Source organism: Bradyrhizobium campsiandrae (assembly GCF_014529705.1).
Classification (GTDB): Bacteria; Pseudomonadota; Alphaproteobacteria; order Rhizobiales; family Xanthobacteraceae; genus Bradyrhizobium; species Bradyrhizobium campsiandrae.
Genome location: NZ_JAANIH010000020.1, coordinates 30,923 through 49,882, shown reverse-complemented (window position 1 = coordinate 49,882; position 18,960 = coordinate 30,923). Strand labels below are relative to the sequence as shown.

Annotated in this window: 20 protein-coding genes; 15 read left to right on the top strand and 5 right to left on the bottom strand. The window is 65.4% G+C overall.

Annotation, left to right across the window (positions count from 1 at the left end):
• Positions 1–323: 323 nt before the first annotated feature.
• Positions 324–1,895 carry a L,D-transpeptidase gene (locus tag G8O24_RS16870; protein ID WP_188101135.1) on the top strand — a complete coding sequence of 524 codons (1,572 nt, stop codon included), beginning with the start codon at positions 324–326 and terminating at the stop codon, positions 1,893–1,895.
• Between the two features lie 116 nt (positions 1,896–2,011).
• Here the strand turns inward: G8O24_RS16870 and G8O24_RS16865 are convergent, their stop codons facing one another.
• Both G8O24_RS16865 and G8O24_RS16860 read right to left on the bottom strand, forming a co-directional pair.
• Positions 2,012–2,551: a VOC family protein gene (locus G8O24_RS16865; protein WP_188101133.1), complete on the bottom strand. Its 540-nt coding sequence runs from the start codon at positions 2,549–2,551 to the stop codon at positions 2,012–2,014.
• Between the two features lie 202 nt (positions 2,552–2,753).
• Positions 2,754–3,761, bottom strand: a complete 1,008-nt coding sequence (locus G8O24_RS16860) for a Bug family tripartite tricarboxylate transporter substrate binding protein (RefSeq protein WP_188101131.1) — start codon at positions 3,759–3,761, stop codon at positions 2,754–2,756.
• Between the two features lie 93 nt (positions 3,762–3,854).
• Between G8O24_RS16860 and G8O24_RS16855 the strand changes: the two genes are divergently transcribed.
• The 5 genes from G8O24_RS16855 (at position 3,855) to G8O24_RS16835 (ending at position 7,884) form a co-directional block, all read left to right on the top strand.
• Entirely contained in the window at positions 3,855–4,556 is a 702-nt protein-coding gene (locus G8O24_RS16855) for a TetR/AcrR family transcriptional regulator (RefSeq protein ID WP_188101129.1), read from the top strand.
• The gene (locus G8O24_RS16850; RefSeq protein ID WP_188101127.1) at positions 4,534–5,085 is read left to right on the top strand and encodes a carboxymuconolactone decarboxylase family protein; all 552 of its coding nucleotides are present in this window, start codon (positions 4,534–4,536) and stop codon (positions 5,083–5,085) included. The genes G8O24_RS16855 and G8O24_RS16850 overlap by 23 nt, the downstream gene beginning before the upstream one ends.
• A gap of 9 nt (positions 5,086–5,094) precedes the next feature.
• A complete protein-coding gene (locus G8O24_RS16845) occupies positions 5,095–5,940 on the top strand; it encodes an SDR family NAD(P)-dependent oxidoreductase (protein WP_188101125.1) in 846 nt (281 codons plus the stop codon).
• Between the two features lie 58 nt (positions 5,941–5,998).
• Positions 5,999–6,583, top strand: a complete 585-nt coding sequence (locus G8O24_RS16840; RefSeq protein ID WP_188101123.1) for a HutD/Ves family protein — start codon at positions 5,999–6,001, stop codon at positions 6,581–6,583.
• Between the two features lie 107 nt (positions 6,584–6,690).
• On the top strand, positions 6,691–7,884 hold the full coding sequence (locus G8O24_RS16835; RefSeq protein ID WP_188101121.1) for an adenylate/guanylate cyclase domain-containing protein: 1,194 nt from the start codon (positions 6,691–6,693) through the stop codon (positions 7,882–7,884).
• A gap of 16 nt (positions 7,885–7,900) precedes the next feature.
• On the opposite strand, the gene G8O24_RS16830 is transcribed toward G8O24_RS16835, so the two are convergent.
• Positions 7,901–8,875 (bottom strand): LysR family transcriptional regulator, encoded by a 975-nt coding sequence (locus G8O24_RS16830; RefSeq protein ID WP_188101119.1) that lies wholly within the window; start codon positions 8,873–8,875, stop codon positions 7,901–7,903.
• Positions 8,876–9,035: 160 nt separating this feature from the next.
• Here G8O24_RS16830 and G8O24_RS16825 point away from each other — a divergent pair, with 160 nt between their 5' ends.
• The 6 genes from G8O24_RS16825 (at position 9,036) to G8O24_RS16800 (ending at position 13,958) form a co-directional block, all read left to right on the top strand.
• Positions 9,036–9,926, top strand: a complete 891-nt coding sequence (locus G8O24_RS16825) for an amino acid ABC transporter substrate-binding protein (protein WP_188101117.1) — start codon at positions 9,036–9,038, stop codon at positions 9,924–9,926.
• 11 nt (positions 9,927–9,937) lie between these two features.
• Complete coding sequence (locus G8O24_RS16820; protein WP_188101115.1) at positions 9,938–10,654, top strand: amino acid ABC transporter permease; 717 nt, start codon at positions 9,938–9,940, stop codon at positions 10,652–10,654.
• Positions 10,654–11,316, top strand: a complete 663-nt coding sequence (locus G8O24_RS16815) for an amino acid ABC transporter permease (protein WP_311972343.1) — start codon at positions 10,654–10,656, stop codon at positions 11,314–11,316. Before G8O24_RS16820 ends, G8O24_RS16815 begins: the two co-directional genes overlap by 1 nt.
• Positions 11,317–11,414: 98 nt before the next feature.
• The gene (locus G8O24_RS16810) at positions 11,415–11,852 is read left to right on the top strand and encodes a RidA family protein (RefSeq protein WP_188101111.1); all 438 of its coding nucleotides are present in this window, start codon (positions 11,415–11,417) and stop codon (positions 11,850–11,852) included.
• A gap of 53 nt (positions 11,853–11,905) precedes the next feature.
• Positions 11,906–13,063 carry an aminotransferase class V-fold PLP-dependent enzyme gene (locus G8O24_RS16805; protein WP_188101108.1) on the top strand — a complete coding sequence of 386 codons (1,158 nt, stop codon included), beginning with the start codon at positions 11,906–11,908 and terminating at the stop codon, positions 13,061–13,063.
• 97 nt (positions 13,064–13,160) lie between these two features.
• Positions 13,161–13,958 (top strand): adenylate/guanylate cyclase domain-containing protein, encoded by a 798-nt coding sequence (locus tag G8O24_RS16800; RefSeq protein ID WP_188101106.1) that lies wholly within the window; start codon positions 13,161–13,163, stop codon positions 13,956–13,958.
• 45 nt (positions 13,959–14,003) lie between these two features.
• On the opposite strand, the gene G8O24_RS16795 is transcribed toward G8O24_RS16800, so the two are convergent.
• Positions 14,004–15,485, bottom strand: coding sequence for a tetratricopeptide repeat protein (locus tag G8O24_RS16795; protein WP_188101104.1), 1,482 nt, complete (start codon positions 15,483–15,485; stop codon positions 14,004–14,006).
• 363 nt (positions 15,486–15,848) lie between these two features.
• On the opposite strand from G8O24_RS16795, the gene G8O24_RS45170 reads away from it, so the two are divergent.
• The gene (locus tag G8O24_RS45170) at positions 15,849–15,962 is read left to right on the top strand and encodes a hypothetical protein (RefSeq protein WP_311972344.1); all 114 of its coding nucleotides are present in this window, start codon (positions 15,849–15,851) and stop codon (positions 15,960–15,962) included.
• A 60-nt stretch (positions 15,963–16,022) separates the two neighbouring features.
• Positions 16,023–16,517 carry a type II 3-dehydroquinate dehydratase gene (locus G8O24_RS16785; RefSeq protein ID WP_188101102.1) on the top strand — a complete coding sequence of 165 codons (495 nt, stop codon included), beginning with the start codon at positions 16,023–16,025 and terminating at the stop codon, positions 16,515–16,517.
• A 292-nt stretch (positions 16,518–16,809) separates the two neighbouring features.
• On the opposite strand, the gene G8O24_RS16780 is transcribed toward G8O24_RS16785, so the two are convergent.
• Positions 16,810–17,742 carry a LysR family transcriptional regulator gene (locus tag G8O24_RS16780; RefSeq protein ID WP_188101100.1) on the bottom strand — a complete coding sequence of 311 codons (933 nt, stop codon included), beginning with the start codon at positions 17,740–17,742 and terminating at the stop codon, positions 16,810–16,812.
• Positions 17,743–17,859: 117 nt separating this feature from the next.
• Between G8O24_RS16780 and G8O24_RS16775 the strand changes: the two genes are divergently transcribed.
• On the top strand, positions 17,860–18,933 hold the full coding sequence (locus G8O24_RS16775; RefSeq protein ID WP_188101098.1) for a 4-oxalomesaconate tautomerase: 1,074 nt from the start codon (positions 17,860–17,862) through the stop codon (positions 18,931–18,933).
• The last annotated feature ends 27 nt before the right edge of the window (positions 18,934–18,960 follow it).

The following is an 18,960-nucleotide window of genomic DNA, read 5'->3' as shown; positions in this document are numbered from 1 at the left end:
CCTGCCGGCCTCTGTGGGCTGCGTCACAAAAATGCAATGGACATCAAAACCATCTGGTTGGGCTGCCTATGTGATTCCCGTCACACCCTCGGCCGGTCCCTCCGAGGGCTGACATTCCGCCGCAGCACACCCGCGGGCTCCGAGCCAGCTCCGGCGACCGACTGCCCTTCCGCCCGCACGGACCCTCGTATATGAGGAGTTTCGTCGCCGGAACGGACCTGATATCGCCGGAAACGGAACGGATGGTGGCTGCGATTTCTTAATCCAAAGATCGCAATCTGATCGATGATGAACCAAATTTGGACAGGCAATCGGGGAATGGCATGAAAGACCTGATGACGACGGCGCAATCCAATCGTGCGATGCGGCGTTGGGGCCCCCCCGGAATTGTCATGTTCGCGGCGGCGCTGGTGCTCGCCGCCCCTGGCCAGGCCCTGGCCGCCAAGCAGCCGCGCCAGACCGTCGAGGCCGTGGCGCCGCGCGAGGCCGGCGAGCCGATCATGGCGATCGTGTCGATCAAGAGCCAGCAGGTGACATTCTATGATTCGGAGGGCTGGATCCTGCGCGCGCCGGTCTCGACCGGCACGACCGGCCGCGAGACGCCGGCCGGCGTCTTCGCCGTGGTCGAGAAGGACAAGGATCACCACTCGTCCATGTACGACGATGCCTGGATGCCGAACATGCAGCGCATCACCTGGAATGGCATTGCGCTCCATGGTGGGCCGCTGCCGGGCTACGCGGCCTCGCATGGCTGCGTGCGCATGCCCTTCGGCTTCGCCGAGAGCCTGTTCGACAAGACCAATATCGGCATGCGGGTGATCATCTCGCCGAACGACGCAGCGCCGGCCGATTTCTCGCATCCTTCGCTGTTCGTGCCGAGCCGGGAGGCCATTGCGGCGGCGCCCGCGCGGGCCGACAAGCTGTCGGCAGAGGCGGACGAGGCCGTCCAGGCCGCCGATGAAGCCAAGAAGGTCGCATCTGCGGCGGCGAAAGATGCGCAATCAATCCCGGCCTTGCTGCGCAAGCTCGAGCAGCAGAAGGCGCGCGCCGATTCCGAGAATGCCTATGCCGACAAGCTGGTCGCGAATGCCAAGAACGACCAGGCCAAGGCGAAGGCCGACGAATTGAAACAGAAGGCCGCGACCAAGGCCGCAGATGCCGCAACCCAGCTCGACGCCGCCAAGGCCGCGGCGCAGCCCAAGCGCGATGCGGTTGCCGCCACCAAGGAGGCCGCCAAGGCCGCCGCAGCCAAGAAGGCCGATGCCGTGAAGGCTGCGACGGATGCCAAGCTCGCGCTCGAGCCGGTCTCGGTCTACATCAGCCGCGCGACGCAGAAGCTCTACGTGCGGCGCAACACCCACAAGCCGGCGCCGGATGGCGGCGGCGAGGTGTTCGACACCAGCATCGAGGTCCCCGTCACCATCCGCAATCCCGACCAGCCGCTCGGCACGCATATCTTCACCGCGATGGCGAAGAACGATACGGGCCTGCGCTGGAGCGTCGTCAGCATCGACGAAGGCGACAACGCCAAAAATGCGCTCGACCGCATCACGATTCCGCAGGAGGTGTGGGATCGCATCGGCCCGACCGCATTGCCGCGTTCGTCGATCATCATCTCGGACGAGCCCTTGAGCGCCGAGACCAACTACCGCACCGAGTTCGTTGCGGTGCTGAGCAACCACCCGCAGGGCGGCTTCATTACCCGCAAGCCGACCGCGCCGCCGGTGGAAATGGCCAGTGACGATGGCTGGGGCGGCAACGGCTTCGGCGGCAATGGCTTCTTCTTCTTTGGGCAGCGCGATCCCAATCCGCAGCCGGTCAGCCCGCGCCGGCGCGGCGGCGGGCAGTACCAGTACTATCAGTCGGTGCAGCCGATGCAGCGGAGCTTTTGGTAGGCGCGTGCTGGGACCCCGGCGGGGTCCCGACGTCACGGCCTTGCCGTGATCACCAGCGCCTGAATCTTGGCTTCAACCGGTCCGGAGCCGTGGCGTCTCCGGATCGCCTCGTGACCCTACGACGTCCTGCCGCCGACCTCGCGGATCGGGCGTGTGCCGTCCCAGCTCAGAGCCGCCTGCCTCACCTTCTCGAAGAACGGCCCCTTGGTGCCGCTGATGTCGGAGATCTCGATGATCGTGCCGGGATGGGCCTGCGTGTCGAAATAGGCGAAGCGTCCCTTGTCGCCGCCGATCTGGCCCTCATGGCCGATTCTGTAGCCGAGCCGGAGTGCCTTGTCGTAGAGCGCCTGGTAGTCGTGGCTCCAATAGGACATGTGCTGCAGGCCCTCGTGCCCGGCGTCCAGAAACTCCTTGTACAGCGAGGGCGCGTCGTTGCGCTGCTGGATCAGTTCGATCTGGAGATCGCCGGAATTGGCCAGCGCGATGCTCATCTCGACCGCAGAATCCTGGCCGCGATGGCGGAACCAATCGGTTGCGACGCGGTCCATGTAGTACCAGGGGCCGACGCCCATCACCTCGATCCAGTGCTTCATCGCGGCGTGAATGTCCCGCACCACATATCCGTTCTGGCGCACCGCGCCGAAGATGCGGCTCATGCCCGCGCTCCCTTTCCATCGTACATGACAGCGCGGGGCTGCCGGACGAACTCGGCCTGCATGGTTCGAGACGCCCGCTTTGGCGGGCTCCTCACCATGAGGGTCTGATATCTCGCCGCAAAACGGGACCTCATCCTGAGGGCCCGCCGTAGGCGGCGTCTCGAAGGATGGCCGCACGCAAGGCTTCGCGCCACGTTCCTGCTCACTTCACCTCGATGCCGGCGTCCTTGGCAACCCGCTTCCAGGCTGCGATGTCGCGCGCGTTGATGTCGCGCTGTTCGTCGCCGGGCACGAATTGCGGCGTGATGCCGAGCGCCAGGAGCTTCTCCTTCACCTCGGCATCGCCGAGCGCGTCCTTCAAGGCCGCCGACAGTTTTGCGGCGATCGGTGGAGCGAGGCCCGCGGGCGCGTACATCGCCCAGGACAGGCTGCGGTCGAACGGCACGCCCTGCTCACGATAGGTCGCAACGTCGGGCAGGCTTGGCGAGCGCTCGCCACAGGCGGCGAGAGCCTTGATCGAGCCGTCCTTCACCAGCGGCGTTGCGGTTGCCATGTCGAGCGTCGCCAGCGAGATGTGGCCGCCGAGCAGATCGCCGGCGAGCTTTGCGATGCCGTTGAACGGCACGTGCTCCATCTTGATGCCGGTCTGCTGCATCAGGATTTCCGCGCAGAACTGCCCGGTCGAGCCGATGCCCCAGCTGCCGTACTGGATCGGCTCGCCGTTCCTGGCGAGGGCGATCAGCCCCTTGATGTCGTTGGCGGCAAAGTCTTTGGTGGCCACCAACATGATCGAGGACGTCCCGATGCGGCCGATGGTCGTGAAGTCCTTGATTGAATCGTAGGGCAGCTTCGGATAGATCGCCGGCGCCAGCACATGCGTGGTCATGCCGCCGACCGTGATGGTGTAGCCGTCATTCGCGGAGGTCGCGACCATCTGCGTGCCGAGCGTGCCGGCCGCGCCGGTGTGGTTCTCGATATAGATGCTCTGTCCCAGCGTCTTGCCCATCCTGTCGGCGAGCAGCCGGCCGATGACGTCGCCGCCACCGCCGGCTGCGTAAGGCAGCAGCATCCTGATCTTGTGGGTGGGATAGGCCGTCGGGTCCTCGGCGCGCGCCGGCAAGGTCACCGCCATTGCCAGCAGCGACATCGCTAGGATGCGCAGCTTCGGGATGGCCTGCCGCACGGGCAGAGACTGAGCGAAGCGCGCCATGACGTCGTCTCCCTGATGACCTCCGCGTCTTGAGTGCGCGGAATTGAAGGTCGTCCGATTGACTAACGAACGATCGTTCGTTAGTCAATCCTCATGGCTCTCCCCACCACCAGCGCGGCGGATGCGGCGGCGCTCACCACGCGCGAGCGCATCCTGGGCGAAGCGCTCGATCTGTTCGCGCAGAGCGGCTATGGCGGGGCCTCGATGCGCGAACTGGCGCGCCGCGTCGGCATTCGCGAGAGCAGCCTCTACAACCACTTCTCCGGCAAGGCCGCGATCCTGGAAGCGATCGTGGCCGAGCATGGCCCGGCCAGCTCCGCGAGCCGGCTGGAAGAGCCGCGCTACAAGCAGCTCGCGCGCCAGCCCGCCGCATTCTGTCGGCAGTTCGCGCTCGATCTCGTCGAGCAATGGTCCGACCCGCGCGAGCACCAATTTCAGAAAGTCATCACCGCCGAGCGCAATCGCGTGCCCGGCATCCGCGCCAAGTTTGCCGATCAGTTCTATGCGCGGGAGCAGCGCTTGATGACGGATTATTTCCGTGGCTTTGCGCTCGCGGGCCTGGTCTCGACATCAGATCCACGCGAGACCGCGCGGCTGTTCGCCGCCGGGCTCATCTACATTCGCCTCGAGCATTATGTGATGGGCGCGACCCCGTCGCCGCGGCCGAAGGTGATCGAGGCGATCGACCGCTATCTCGTCTTCTTCCTGTCGTTGATCGGGGTGAATAGCGGGCGTGACGATAACAAGAAACCAAGACCCAAGGGAGAGAACCGTGGCAAGGCTGCCCCTGATTGATCCGGAGACGACGAGCGGCGACATCCGCACCTCGTTCGACCGCATGCCGGTCAAGCTCAACATTTTTCGCATGATGGCGCATGCGCAGGCCAACATGATCCCGGCGATGCGGCTCGGCAATTCGATCCTGCACAAGCAGAAGCTCTCGGCCGTCAACCGCGAGCTGTTGATCCTGCAGGCCGCCCAGCTCGAAGGCGGCGCCTATGAGTGGCGTCAGCATGTGCCGATCGCGCTCGGCGTCGGCTGCACGCAAGCTCAGGTGGATGCAGTGGAGCGCGCCGATTACGACGCGGCTGCGCTGAGCGAAGCCGAGCGCGCGCTGCTCAAGTTCGGCCGCGAGGTGGTCGAGAATGTTCGCGTGCCCGAGGCGACCTTCGCGGCGGCGCGAAAACATTTCAGCGATCAGGAGATCGTCGAATCCATCGTCGCGCTCGGCTTCTACATGATGATGGCACGTGTCACCGAGGCGACCGAAACCGATCTCGATCCCGCCGCCGGCATGAAGGTCTATGACGGCGGCAGGAAGTAGGTGGCGGAGATGACGGACACCGAGAGCAAGCCGGAGCGTTACGTCCGCCCGCCGAGTGCGGAATCGCTGGGCGAAGCACCGGGCAGGGGACGCCTCAAGGGTCGCCGCATCCTGATCGTCGGCGGCGGCCAGCGTGTGTTCGATGCCGCCACCGATCCGATCGGCAACGGTCGCGCCATGAGCATCTTGTGCGCGCGCGAGGGCGCCAAGGTTGCGGTGGCCGATCTCAACCACGCCTCCGCGCAGCAGACGGTGAAGCGCATCACCGACGAAGGCGGTGAGAGCTTTGCCATTGCGGCCGACGTGACCTCGGAGGCCGATGTCCAGCGCATGATCGACGAGGCGCATCGTGTCATGGGCGGTCTCGACGGCATGGTGCTGAACATCGGCACCTTCGGCAAGACCGGGCTCGATAACGTAAGCCCCGACGAGTGGAACAGGATCTACGACGTCAACGTTCGCGGGCCCATGTTGTGCTGCCGCGCAGGCTTGCCCAGATTCGACAATGGTAGTGCCATCGTCTTCATCTCCTCGATCGCCGCCCTGAAGGCGGGATCGCAGATGGCGGTGTACGATTCGTCGAAGGCCGCGCTCGGCGGCCTGATGCGCAACATCGCTCATCTCGGCGCGCGCCGCGGCATCCGCGCCAACCTCGTCTATCCCGGCCTCGTCGACACCCCCAACGGCCGCGAAGCCGGCGCCGGCCGTCCCAACCGCGGCAAGGGCCACATCCCGTTCGGCCGACAAGCGACCGCGTGGGAGATCGCCTATGCCGTGCTGTTCTTCCTGTCGGACGAAAGCGTCTACGTCACCGCCCAGACATTGGCGGTCGACAGCGGCTTGAGCGGGATGTAGCTCCATCCAGGCGACGAAGGCTTCGCATGCCGGCATGTGGATGCTATCCATGTGATTCATGAAGACCACGCTGCTGAAATCCGAAGACTACACGCGCTCGCCCTGGAAGAATGGTGGCGGCATCTTTACCGATATCGCGGACGCGCATCGCGCCGGCGCGAAAGCGAAGGATTGGGACAGCCTGCTGTGGCGCTTCGCCTCGACGCCAATCGTGGCGCCCGGGCCGTTCTCCCACATGCCGGGCATCGACCGCCTGCAGATGGTGGTCGGTGGGCGTGGTCTGGTGCTGAGGGCGCCCGGGCAGGAGTTCGACGAGCGCGAGCCGTTCACCACCATCCGTTTTACCGGCGAAATGGAGATCGTGACCGAGCTCGAAGCCGGCCCGGTCGAGGTCGTCAACCTGATGGCGCGGCGCGGAGCGGCGGAGATCGAGCTGTCGGCGCTGAGGGAACCCGGCGAGCGGCCATTGTCCGCCGGCACCCATCTCGTGTACGCGGTGTCCGGCGATTGCGGCATTCGTCTCAATGGCGAGCAATTTGTCGTCTCCGGCGGCAATACGTTGAAGATCGAACTCCCCGTGGCATCGAGGCTGAGCTTCGTCTCGGGACTGGCGGTGCTGGGCTCGATCCGGCTCACCGGCTGAGCGGCGATCGTGCGAATGCGCACAATCCGGGCAACTGGCCAGGTTGACGCGGCCGCGCCGAAACACGATATCTGCGCGAGTTGAGATCGCCGGCCCAGAGGCAGCATATGAACGTGCCGTCAGGTAACAATGCCCCCACGCTGTCCGACGGCGTCGTCGATTGGCTGACCAACGGCACGAGCGACGAGCGCTTCATCGACAATATCTTCGCGCAGATGTGCATCCGCCTCCAGCAGGCAGGCATTCCGCTGAAGCGCGCGACGCTTCACGTGCGGATCCAACACCCGCAATGGCTCGGCGCACGGATCATGTGGTCCGACGGCATGCATGAGGCGGAGATCTCGCGGATCGATTTCGACGTGCAGGGACGGTCCGAATATATCGGCAGTCCCGCCAACGAGATGGTCGATGGCGCGAGCGAGGTGCGCGAGAACCTCGAGCGAGACCCGGCGCTCGGCCGCAAGCACGCCCTCTATGCCGAGATGCGGGCGGCAGGCCTGACCGACTATGTGGCCTGGCCGCTCTATCACACGCTCGGCAAGCGTCATCTCATCACCTTCGCGACCGACCGCCGCGGCGGCTTCGACGATTCGCATATCGCGGCGCTGAAGAAAGTATTGCCGGTGCTGGCGCTGGTCAGCGAGATCCGCATCAAGAACCGCCTCGCGCGCACGCTGCTCGAGACCTATGTCGGCTCCCATGCCGGCGAGCTGATCCTCGCCGGCGCGACCAGGCGCGGCACCGGAACGACGGTGCGCGCCGCGATCATGATCTGCGATTTGCGCGATTTCACCAAGATCTCGGACAACTGGCCGCGCGACGACGTCATCGATCTGCTCAACGATTATTTCGACGCAATGTCCGATCCGATCGCGCGGCATGGCGGCGAGATCCTGAAATTCATCGGCGACGGCCTGCTCGCCATCTTCCCGCTGAGCGAGCCCGACGCCTGCGCCAATCTGCTGCGCGCCGTGACGGAGGCGCGCCAAGCCATGGCCGCGCTGAACGAACGCAACAACGGCACGGGCCGCGCGCCGCTGAATTACGGCATCGGCATCCATGTCGGCGACGTCATGTACGGCAATATCGGCTCGACCTCCCGGCTCGACTTCACCGTGATCGGTCCCGCCGTCAACATGGCTTCGCGTCTCGAGACGCTCACCAAGCAGATCGGCAAGCCGGTGCTGCTGTCGCGCGACTTCGCGGAGCTGGTGGATCGCCAGTTCGAGCTGGAGCGCGTCGGCAAGCATTCCGTGCGCGGTTTCAACGAGCCGATCGAGCTGTTTGCGTTTAACGGATAGAACGCGCTCTCTACAGTCAGGCTCGTTCCCTGTGGCTGGCAAAAGCAAGCTCCGGAAGCTCGACGACCGAGCGGGCCGCGACCAGGTGCGACCAGAGCTCCTCGGCTCGCCGGCTGAGGCGCCGCTGTGGCCGATAGATGCGGATGTCGAGATCGACGTCGAGGTCAGGCGGTCCGGTGCGGACGAGGCGGCCGCGGAGGATGTCCTGGTGGGTCGTGGTCAGCGGCAGCCAGGCGACGCCGAGCCCGGACAGCGCCATCGATCGCAGTCCGTCGGCCAGCGAGTTTTCATAGATGCGATTGAGCCGGGGCAGGTCGGGCGCATCGGCGAGCTTCTGATCCACCGCCCAGCCGAGCGAGCATTCGCTGCTGTAACCGAGATAGGAAACTGACCGACGCGGCTCGGGCGCCAGATCGTGCAGCGGCTGCTTGTCGCCGTCGGCGGCCGACAGCGGCACGAGCTTCTCCCGGCCAATCGTCAGCCATTGGCAGGTCGAGATCGACAGTGTCTTGCCGTCGGGCGAGCTCAGGCGGCCGGACCGATCCATGTAGCAGACGACGAAATCGACCGCGCCGTCGTCGAAAGCGTCGCAGCATCCCGGAAGGTTGTCGGACAGGATCGTCAGCCGCGTCGATCCGGTCGTTGCCTGGATCTGCGGCAGCCACTTCGGAAAGAAGGTCACGGACAGCAGGTGAGGGGCGGCGAAGCGGACGCTGCGCGTCGCTTGATCCTGGTCCTCTCTCAGGGCGCGCCTGACGGCATTGAGCCGTCCGATCACGTCGTTCGCCGTGGCCAGCAATTGCGCACCTGCATCGGTCAGTTCGATCGGGGATTTGCGGCGGTCGAGCAATGCTGCGCCGGCCCAGTTTTCGAGCGATTGAAACCGGCGGCTGAGCCCGGATTGACTGACATTCCGCAATTCGGCGGCACGGGTCAGGTTCTTGGTGTCCGCCACGGCGGCCAGATCCTCGAGCCAGCGGATATCGAGCATGATTGCAGCCTTCTTGCGAACTCTTGTGCCGAACACCCTAACCGGTTTTCGCGCCGCGGCCGATGCAAAATCCGCATCAACTCCGCGCGCATTCGCATTGGAAATGTCCGGTATCGGCAAAGTAGCGTCCTGCCAGGCAGACCGGCTGGAAGGGACACCGATGAGACCGCGCAGATCAGGCATGATGATCGTGGCATCGATCGCAATGATGGCGGGCCTGGCCGCGCCGGCTTCGGCCGAGCAGGGGCCCGGCAACAGCATCATTCTCAAGCGCATCCTGGAGCGCGGGGCGATCAACATCGGTCACCGCGAGGCCTCCGCGCCGTTCTCCTACGTCAATGATGAGCAGAAGGTGGAAGGCTATTCCATCGATCTCTGCATGAAGGCGGTCGATGCCATCAGGCAACGGCTGAGCAAGCCGGACCTCAAGGTGACGTTCACGCCGATCAACGTGACCAACCGGATCCCGCTGGTCGCCAACGGAACGGTCGATCTCGAATGCGGCACCACCTCGAATTTCCTGACACGCCAGGAGCAGGTCGAGTTCTCGCCGATCTACTACGTCACCGGCACGCAATTGCTCGTGAAATCGGCATCTGCGGTCAGGGAGATCGAGGATCTCAAGGGCAAGCGCGTTGCCGCGCTCCAGGGGTCGTCGAACGAGGCCGCGGTCCGCAAGCTCAATGACGAGAAGGCGCTCGGTGTCCAGCTGGTCTATGTCAAAGACCTGCCCGAAGGCGCGCTGCTGGTCGAGAACGATCGTGTCGATGCATTCGTCGCGGACGGCATCCAGATCAAGGTCTATGCCGCCACCAAGGCAAGGCCGGCAGGCTCCCTGGCGGTCGTCGGTCGTCTGCTCACCTACGATCCCTATAGCGCGATGATGCAGCGTGGCGACCAGGATTTCTCGTTGCTGGTGCGGGGAGCCTTCGCCGATGCGTTCCGCTCGGGAGAGGCCGAGACCATCTATGCCAGATGGTTCGACCCGTTGGGTTTGAAGATCGAGGGCGAGCTGCTCGCCGCATTCCGGGTCCAGGCCCTGCCGCGCTGAAGAGGCGCGCGATGCACTATCGCTGGAACTGGGGCGTCCTGTTCGTCGAGCCCTATTTCGGATGGCTCCTCGCGGGCGTGACATGGACGCTTCTCGTTGCAGGCGCGGCATGGATCATCGCGCTCGCGATCGGCTGCGCGGTGGGCGTGTCGAGCACGCTTCCAAGCCGGCCCGCCCGCGTCGTCGCGACGGCCTATGTGGATCTGTTTCGCAACGTCCCGCTGCTGCTCCAGCTGTTTCTCTGGTACTACGTGCTGCCCGAGCTGTTGCCGGCATCGTTTGGACTTTGGATCAAGCGCGATCTGCCGATGCCCGAATATTGGTGCTCCGTGCTTGGGCTCGGCTGCTTCACGGCTGCGCGCATCGCCGAACAGGTCCGGGCCGGCATTGAATCGATCGGCACGGGTCAGCGTATGGCGGCCGCGGCCATGGGCCTGACCGTCGCACAGGCCTATCGCTACGTTCTGCTGCCCCTTGCAGCGCGCAACGTGCTGCCGCCGCTGACGTCGGAAGCCCTCAACATCGTCAAGAATTCGTCGCTTGCCTTGACCATCGGGGTGCTCGAGCTGACGGGCCAGAGCCGCCAGATCGAGGCCAGTACGTTCCAGGGCATCGAGGCGCTGACGGCCGCGACCGTCATCTATGTCATGCTGACGCTCTGCGTGATCACCGGCATGCGCGCCGTCGAAAGGCGGGTCTCGGTCGCCGGGACGCTGGGGCGAGGCTGATCGTGCGAAACCTGGATTGGAGCGCCGTGGTTCACGCCTTGCCCTTCCTCTGGCGGGGGTTGCAAATGAGTTTCGTCCTGGTGGCGCTGGCGATGGCGGGCGGCATCCTGCTCGGGACGATCATCGCGGTCGTGCGCCTGTCGGCGCCGCGACCAGTCGCTGCGCTTGCCGCGGGCTACGTCAACGGGTTGCGCTCGATTCCGCTGATCATGGTGATCTTCTGGTTCTATCTGCTGGTGCCATTGTTCATCGGGCGGTCGGTTGGGGCGTTCACGTCCGCGCTGATCGCCTTCACCCTGTTCGAGGCCGCCTACTATTCCGAGATCATGCGCGCCGGCATCAGCGGCATCTCGCAGGGGCAGATGGCGGCGGCGCTGGCGATCGGCATGAGCCGGATGCAGGCCTACCGCTACGTGGTGCTGCCGCAAGCCTTGCGCCGCATGACGCCCGTCCTGCTGACGCAGAGCATCGCGCTGTTCCAGGACAGCTCGCTGGTCTACGTCATCGGGCTTCATGACTTCATGACGTCGATCGGCATCGTCGCCGTCAGGGAGGCGCGCCTGATCGAATTCTATCTGTTCGCAACCCTGGTCTATTTCGCGATTTGCTTCTCGGCATCCCGCCTCGTCAAGCGGCTTCAGCGCCGGACGGCGACCGTATGACGGGGCAGACGGCCGGCCGGGTTGTGATGCCGGTCTCGCAGGCCGTATCATCGTCATGAATCGACGATGATCGTCGGGAATCACTGAAAGGGACGGAGATGAACGCCAATCTTCCAAAGACCAACGCGCCGGGCGGCGACTATTTGCCGGTGGTCGTTCACGGCGGCATGGCCTATGTCAGCGGGCAATTGCCGCGGCGCGGCGACGAGCTCCTGTTCAAGGGCAAGGTGGGAGCCGAGGTCGATCTCGCCACGGCGCAGCGGGCCGCCGCCGTCTGCGCCGAGCTGTGTCTTGCGGCCCTCGCGGACGCCGTGGGCGGGCTGGATCGGGTCGAGCAGCTTCTCCGGATCACCGGCTACGTCGCATCCGCGCCCGGATTCGTGCAGCAGTCGCAGGTCATGAACGGCGCCTCGGAAATCTTCGTTGCGCATCTCGGCGACAGGGGGCGGCATGCGCGAACGTCGGTCGGCGTCGCCGAGCTGCCGCGCGGCGCCCCGGTCGAGATCGACATCATGGCGGCGATCCGGGCCGGATGATGATCTCGCCGGACCCGCTGCGACGTCCACTTGGATCAGGCGACCCGGGCGCGGTGACGCATCTGAATGCCGCTGGGGCCGGCCTGATGCCCGAGTGCGTCGTAACGGCGATCAAGGCGCATCTCGATCTCGAGGCGCGGCGCGGCGCGCATTGGGCGGCGGCCGATGCGAGCAGCGCCATTGATGAGACGCGAATCCTGGCGGGCCGCCTGACCGGCGTTGCCCCGACGCACCTTGCTTTTGGCGAGCAGACGAGCCGGCTCTGGGCACTGGCCTTTGCGGCGATGCCGCTCGAGCGCGGCGATCGCATCCTGATCGCGCGCAACGATTGGGGCGGGAACATTCTGAACGCGGTGCGGCGCGCGGCGGCGATCGGAGCGGAGTTGGTCAGGTTGCCGATGACCAGCAAGGGGCTGATCGATGTCGAGCAAGCTGCGGCTCTGGTCGATGAGCGCACGGTCGCGATATGTGCATCGGCCGTTGCCAACAGCTTTGGCCTGCGCCAGCCGGTCGAAGCGCTCGGTTCCATTGCACGTCCCGATGGCTGCCTTTATTTCGTCGATGGCGCGCAAGCCGTCGGGCAGTTCGAGCTGACGCTGCTCGGGACCTCCGCGGATATCCTGGTCGCACCGGCCCGGAAGTGGCTCCGCGGCGGTCGCGGGCAGGCGATGATGGCGCTGTCGGATCGGGCGTTGCACCGGCTGGCCCGGCCGATCATCATTGACCAGAGCGCCGGCACCTGGCGTCCGGATGACAGCTTCCTGTCGCGGGACGATGCGCGGCGCTTCGAGGCGTGGGAGTTCTCCGCTGCCGGTCGCCTCGGCCTGCGGGCCTCCCTTCAGGAGCTGGACCGCATCGGCATTGCGAACGTGCGTGCCCACAATGTCGAGACGCTGCGTCGGCTGGGTGCGGGGCTGCGCGACATCCCCGGCCTCACGGTGTTCGAGGACGAGGATGGCGAGGCGGCGTTCCTGACGTTTCAGCATGCATCCCTGCCTGCGGACATCATCGTGGCGGAGCTTGCAAGGCGCGGCATCGCGGTCGCGTCTGTGGGCGTTGACTATGCCCGATGGGAGCTCAAAGCGCGGGGACTCCAGAGGATCGTCCGCGTCGCGCCTCACATCTACTCGTCGGATGACGACATCGGGCGGTTCATCGAAGAGCTTGCGCGTCTTGCCGGCCGCGCTCGCGATGATCATCGGCCGTCCTGACATCGACAAATTGTCCCGCACTGTTGCCAAGGCGGGAACGTGCAATTACGCTCGGTCTCAGCTCCGAAAAAATGGCCTGTCGCTTGGCCGCACGATCATGCCCAAATTCCTTCGCATCGGCCTGCATCAGTCGAACGTCTCGGGATACACGTCGAAGGCGTGGTGCGTGCGGCGGGTCGGCACGGCGGTGTTCCTGAAATGGGGCGCCGTCGAGGTGCAAGGCGCCGGCAAGGGACGCAAGGTCTACTGGACGCATCTGCCGCAGGAGAAAACCGTCCGCTGCGGCACCGTGCAGCGCGCCCAGGATTACACCAGATCGGCGATCGCGCGGCGGCGCAGCCATGATTATCAGCCGCTCACCGGCGCAATCGCGATCCGGCGCAGATCCGCCAATGGCGGCGCCGAGCTCAAGCAGGCGCTCGCCACGATCCTGATCGTCGATATCGTCGGCTCGACGGCAAAGGCCGCCAAGCTCGGCGATGCGCGCTGGACCAAGGTGATGAGCCTCTACTACGCGGCCGTTCGCAAGGAATTGAAGTCTTCACGCGGCAAGGAGGTCGTGACGACCGGCGACGGCGTGCTCGCGACCTTCAAGGCGCCGGCCGCCGGCATCAATTGCGCGACCGCGATCCGGCAGGCCGTGCGCACGCTCGGCCTCGATATCAGGGTGGGCCTGCACGCCGGCGAGTACACGATGAGCGGCGGCGAGATGGTCGGCCTTGCCTTCCACATTTGCACCCGCGTCGCCGCGAAGGCGCGCGCCGGCGAAGTCCTGGTCTCGCGCGCGGTGAAGGACCTGCTGGCATCGCAGGCGCAGATCCGCCTCAGGGATCACGGCAGCCACCAGCTCAAGGGCGTGCCGGCGCGGTGGCGGCTCTACCGGGTGGAGGATTGAAGGCGGCGAGGCCCATCTCGCCATGACCTTCAGGCGGACAGGCGCTCAGGTCGTTCCCGGACCGGCAGGCAGACGCGAAGACGGCTCTCGCTCAGCCCGCCATTCCGAAACGCGCCGCGCGAGTTCGCCGCGCACACGATCCACGACGCTCGCCCAGTCGCCTCTGGCGGGCTGCCTGAACAGCCTCATCGACGAATACCAGGGGCTGTCGTCGCGGTCGAGCAGCCAGCGCCAATCCGGGTTGAACGGCAGCAGCGTCCAGACCGGTTCGCCGAGCGCGCCGGTGAGATGCACGACGCTGGTGTCGACCGAGATCACCAGATCGAGGCAGCCAACCAGGGCTGCCGTGTCGCTGAAATCCGTCAGCTGGTCCGTCAGGTCGAGGATGTCGGGGCGCTGGCCGAGGAAGGCGCGGTCCTGATCCCGGATGCCTTTTTGCAGGGAGACGAACTGCACGTCGCAATCCAGCAGCGGCGAAAGCGCTTGCAGGCCGATCGATCGGTTGTGATCGTTGTTGTGAACCGGATCTCCCGACCAGACCAGGCCGACGCGCAAGCGCGTATGCGGCCCGAGCCGCTCCTGCCACGCCTCGACGCGTTCGGCGGGCGCCGGGGGAAGAAAGCCTTGTGCGAACGGGATCGTGTCGAGCCGCGTCCCGAACGCCAGCGGCAGGCTGCCGAGGGCGCAGTGCAGGTCGAACGCGAGGGACGGCGTCGTCGATCGGTCGACGCAATCTGCGACGCCGCTGACTCCGGCCAGCAGCCGCCGGACCGCAGGCCTGACCTCCAGGATGACCCGGGCTCCGAGCGCGGCCACCATCGGCGCATAGCGCGCAAACTGGATGGAATCGCCGAGCGCCTCGTCGGCATGAAGCAGGATGGTCTTGCCCGCAAGCGGCCGGTCGCCGAGCCAGAGCGGCTGGGAAAATTCGCGCTTGGCAAGGCCGAGCGACGGCGCCGTCCAGCGCGCCTCGCGTCCGCGCCAGCCGCGCTCGAAATCGCCGGTCAGCATCTGCAGCAGCGCGAGATTCCAGGTCGTGTCCGCATTGCCGGGGTCGACCGCCAGCGACTGGTGAAAGGCCGCGAAGGCCTCGTCCAGCAATTGCATGCTCCACAGCGCCCGTGCTTTCTCGTTGAGCGCCGCGGAGAAATTGGGACGAAGTGCGAGCGCGCGATCGAAGCTGGCAAATGCCTGCTCCATCCGTCCCAGTCGCGAATGAAGCGTGCCGAGATTCTTGTGCGTCTCCGCCTCATGGGGGTTCAGCGCGATCGACCTCTCAAAGTCGGCGCGGGCGTCCTCGAACCGGCCCAGCCGTTGCAGGCAAAGTCCGCGCGTCTGATAGAGAGGGGCGACATCAGGATTGAGCCTGGCGAATGTGTCGAAGCATTCCAGCGCTTCGGCATAGCGGCCGAGCCTGAACAGCGCCTGGGCCTGCTTTGCGGCTTCCAGGCTCTTGGCGGCCGCCAGACCCTGTGGCGCAGCCTTCGGGGATTGTTTGGCCGCAGCCCGGCGCTCTTGACGGTTCATAGACTGACCAGAAAAAGGAACGAGGTGACATCGCTAGCCGGGCAGAGACGTCCGCAGCACTTGCCTTCTCGTTTCGTCCGTTCGCGTTCGGCCGTGCTTGCGGGTCCGCAGCGTACGATCGCCGCGTGCCGCCCGGACAGTTTCCGGTGCGAAGCTGGCGCGAGGCTGGCGCGCTGCCGCTGATGGGCAACGCCGTGACGATCGGCGGCATGCTGCGCACGGCTTCGCCGGCCTGCGCCACGATACGGTCGCCTCCGAGATACATGGCATCCTGGTTGACCTCTTCATAGAGATCGAGGAGGCGATGGTGGCGGCGGACCACAAGAGACCTATGCCGCAGGTCTCGTCGCCGCCGGCGGCGTCATCGGCCCGGTCATCCCACCCAGCATCGGCTTCGTCATCTTCGGGCGTCTGGCCCTTCATGATCGCACGGCTGATCGTGCTGTTCGCGATGGTATGATCCCCCGGGTCTGGTGACGGTCCCGGCGCGGTGGTCCGGTGGCTAGTCGCATCGGAAACAATCGAAGGAGCAGGGCAATGGCCGCGAAAATCATGATCCTCAATGGACCCAATCTCAACTTTCTCGGCATCAGGGAGCCGCACATCTACGGCCGGACCACACTGAAAGAGATCGAGGCCAGCTGCCAGGCACTGGCCGACCAGCTCGGTGTCTCCGTCTCGTTCCATCAGTCCAACATGGAGGGCGAGCTGGTCGGCCTGATTCAGTCCGCCCATGGCGCGGCGGATGCGATCATCATCAATCCGGCGGGCTATTCCTTCACCTCGATCGCCCTGATCGATGCGCTGAAGATTTTCGAAGGCGTGAAGATCGAGCTGCACATCTCGAACATCCACGCGCGCGACGAGCTTCATCGTCACTCGATCACCTCGGGCGCCTGCACTTCGGTCATTTGCGGTCTCGGCCCCTACGGCTATCTCGTCGCGATGCTGGCGGCCGTCCAGCGCCTCGGGCAATTGCCCGCAACGATCCCGCCGGCTCTGCACGGGCTTGCGGCCGCGGCTCAGGCGTAAGCAAGGAGAGCGCAATGCGGGATCCGGATTCTTGCCATCTGGAGCGACGTCACGACCGGGGATTGGACCGATTCCCGGCACTGGCTGACGCGCAAGCACACCACCGAGCGCGTCGCGACCAGAGGCTTCCTGGCATCCCGCGTGTTCGGCGTCGTCCGCGGTTGCGCCCGACATCCTCGGCGGCGCAAGCGAGCCGGAAGTCTTTCAAACAATGTTCACGCTCGATGCCCGCATCGCGGATTTCAACTGATGGCCGGGAACCCGCCACGGCTTCCTGGAGCGCTTGAAGCCTTTAGGGGCGACGCCGCGGCCTGTCTCGACCGGTCGCCCGTGAAGGCGAGCGCCATGCCTCGAGGAGCATCTTGAGAAATTGGCTGGCATGAGGGGATAGCGTCGACCCGCGCCTGCGCACGATTCCGATGGTTCGCGACACCTCCGGCGCGGTCAGGCTGACGGTGTGAATGATCGGATGGCCGGCGGCCGGCGTCGCGAGCCGTGGCAGCACGGCGATGCCGAGGCCCGCTTCGACGAGACCGAGCGAGCCGGAGAGGTGAGCAACTTCATAGGACCAGTTCAGTTGCAGGCCGTGTCGCGCCAGCGCGTTGTCGATCAAGGCGCGGTTGCCGCTGTTGCGACCGACGGTGATGATCCGGTGCGACACGATCTCCGACCAGGTTACCTGTTTGCGCGACGCCAACGGATGGTCGTGGCGGCAGGCCAGGACGAAAGGATCTTCAACCAGTTTTTCGAATTCGATCTCGGCATGCGAGGCACCGATGAAATTGATGCCGAAGTCGGCTTCGCCGCGCGCGACCGCTTCCAATCCCTCATTGGCCCCGATGTCCAGAATTCGGATGCGAATGCGCGGATACGCCTCGGCAAACCGGCCGATCGCACGCGGCAGGAAATAAAACACCGCCGTCGGCACCGCAGCCACCGAGACCAGGCCTGAACTTCGCGCGCCGATGTCATGGATGGCGAGCACCGAGGTCTCGAACTCGTCGATGAGACGGCGCACCTTCGGCAGGAAGTCGCGGCCGGTCATGGTGAGATTGACGTGACGCGTCGAGCGTTCGAGCAACGGCGCACCGAGGCTTTCTTCCAGCTTCTGAATGCGTCGGCTGAGCGCCGGCTGCGACAGGTTCAGCGCCTTGGCGGTGCGGACAAAGCTTCCCGTCTCCGCGACGGTGATGAATGCCTTGAGGTCGAGCAATTCTGCGTTCACGGGGCGGATCCATTATACCGAATATCGAAATAATACCTCAGATATTTGCATTTCACAAAAGAGTTCAGAAGGAGGATGGTCTGGTCCGAACGCAAGTGCCGTGAATGGAACAGCCCAATGGACGATCAAATTGCCATTCCCTGTGTGGTTATGCGCGGCGGAACCTCGCGCGGCCCGTTTTTCCTGGCCGGCGATCTGCCGGCCGATCCCGGGGCGCGCGATGCGGTCCTGTTGTCGGTGATGGGGGGCGGGCACGATCTGGGCATCGATGGAATCGGCGGCGGCAATGCCGTCACCAACAAGGTCGCGATCATCGGACCGGCATCGATGCCCGGCGCCGATGTCGACTACCTGTTCGCCCAAGTGCGGGTGCGTGAAGGGATCGTCGACACGTCGCCGAACTGCGGGAATATGCTGGCAGCGGTGGGACCGTTCGCAATCGAGGCCGGTTTGGTCGCCGCTACCGCAGATCGCACCCGGGTGCGCATCCACAATGTCAACACCGGGAAGCTGATCGATGCGACGGTTTCGACCCCTGGCGGGAGGGTGACCTATGAAGGCGATGCGCGGATCGACGGGGTGCCGGGGACGGCCGCACCCATCGAACTGTCGTTTCCCGACGCGGCTGGCGCACGCACCGGCCGCCTCCTTCCCACCGGACGACCAGTCGATCGAATCGACGGGATCGATGTGACGTGCATCGACGCGGCGATGCCGGTCATGCTGGTCCGCGCGGCGGATCTCGGCTACAGCGGCCGTGAGGCACATGCGGACTTCACCGACACGCGCTTCCGCGCGCGTCTCGAGCACTTGCGCATCGAAGCCGGTCGTCTGATGGGCTTTCCAAATCCCGCGGCAATGGTGATCCCGAAGCCGGTTCTGCTCGCGCCTGCGGCCGAGGCGGCGTTGAACACCAGATATTTCATGCCGCACGACTGCCATAGCGCGCTGGCTGTGACCGGCGCGGTCGCCGTGGCGACGGCCTGTGTGACGTCAGGAACGATCGCCGCGGAGATGGTCGGACCGCTGGCGCCGCCGGTGCCGATCACGCTCGCCCATCCCTCCGGCCAGCTCGTGGTTCGGCTGGAGCCCGGCCCGGTTGCCAGGGTGCAGCGGACCGCCCGCCGAATTTTCCAAGGTCATGTCTTCGCCAGGCGAGCGCACGTGCCTCATTCGATCCTGGCGGCCTGAACTCGGCCCGCCTTCATCCATCAAGAA

Excerpts from the sequence above, each read along its gene's own strand:
- G8O24_RS16855 (WP_188101129.1), top strand. The coding sequence starts at position 3,855 with ATGGCTCTCCCCACCACCAGCGCGGCGGATGCGGCGGCGCTCACCACG.
- G8O24_RS16795 (WP_188101104.1), bottom strand. The coding sequence starts at position 15,485 with ATGAACCGTCAAGAGCGCCGGGCTGCGGCCAAACAATCCCCGAAGGCT.
- G8O24_RS16820 (WP_188101115.1), top strand. The coding sequence starts at position 9,938 with ATGCACTATCGCTGGAACTGGGGCGTCCTGTTCGTCGAGCCCTATTTC.
- G8O24_RS16785 (WP_188101102.1), top strand. The coding sequence starts at position 16,023 with ATGGCCGCGAAAATCATGATCCTCAATGGACCCAATCTCAACTTTCTC.
- G8O24_RS16840 (WP_188101123.1), top strand. The coding sequence starts at position 5,999 with ATGAAGACCACGCTGCTGAAATCCGAAGACTACACGCGCTCGCCCTGG.
- G8O24_RS16845 (WP_188101125.1), top strand. The coding sequence starts at position 5,095 with ATGACGGACACCGAGAGCAAGCCGGAGCGTTACGTCCGCCCGCCGAGT.
- G8O24_RS16800 (WP_188101106.1), top strand. The coding sequence starts at position 13,161 with ATGCCCAAATTCCTTCGCATCGGCCTGCATCAGTCGAACGTCTCGGGA.
- G8O24_RS16830 (WP_188101119.1), bottom strand. The coding sequence starts at position 8,875 with ATGCTCGATATCCGCTGGCTCGAGGATCTGGCCGCCGTGGCGGACACC.
- G8O24_RS16860 (WP_188101131.1), bottom strand. The coding sequence starts at position 3,761 with ATGGCGCGCTTCGCTCAGTCTCTGCCCGTGCGGCAGGCCATCCCGAAG.
- G8O24_RS16870 (WP_188101135.1), top strand. The coding sequence starts at position 324 with ATGAAAGACCTGATGACGACGGCGCAATCCAATCGTGCGATGCGGCGT.
- G8O24_RS16810 (WP_188101111.1), top strand. The coding sequence starts at position 11,415 with ATGAACGCCAATCTTCCAAAGACCAACGCGCCGGGCGGCGACTATTTG.
- G8O24_RS16825 (WP_188101117.1), top strand. The coding sequence starts at position 9,036 with ATGAGACCGCGCAGATCAGGCATGATGATCGTGGCATCGATCGCAATG.
- G8O24_RS16835 (WP_188101121.1), top strand. The coding sequence starts at position 6,691 with ATGAACGTGCCGTCAGGTAACAATGCCCCCACGCTGTCCGACGGCGTC.
- G8O24_RS16775 (WP_188101098.1), top strand. The coding sequence starts at position 17,860 with ATGGACGATCAAATTGCCATTCCCTGTGTGGTTATGCGCGGCGGAACC.
- G8O24_RS16865 (WP_188101133.1), bottom strand. The coding sequence starts at position 2,551 with ATGAGCCGCATCTTCGGCGCGGTGCGCCAGAACGGATATGTGGTGCGG.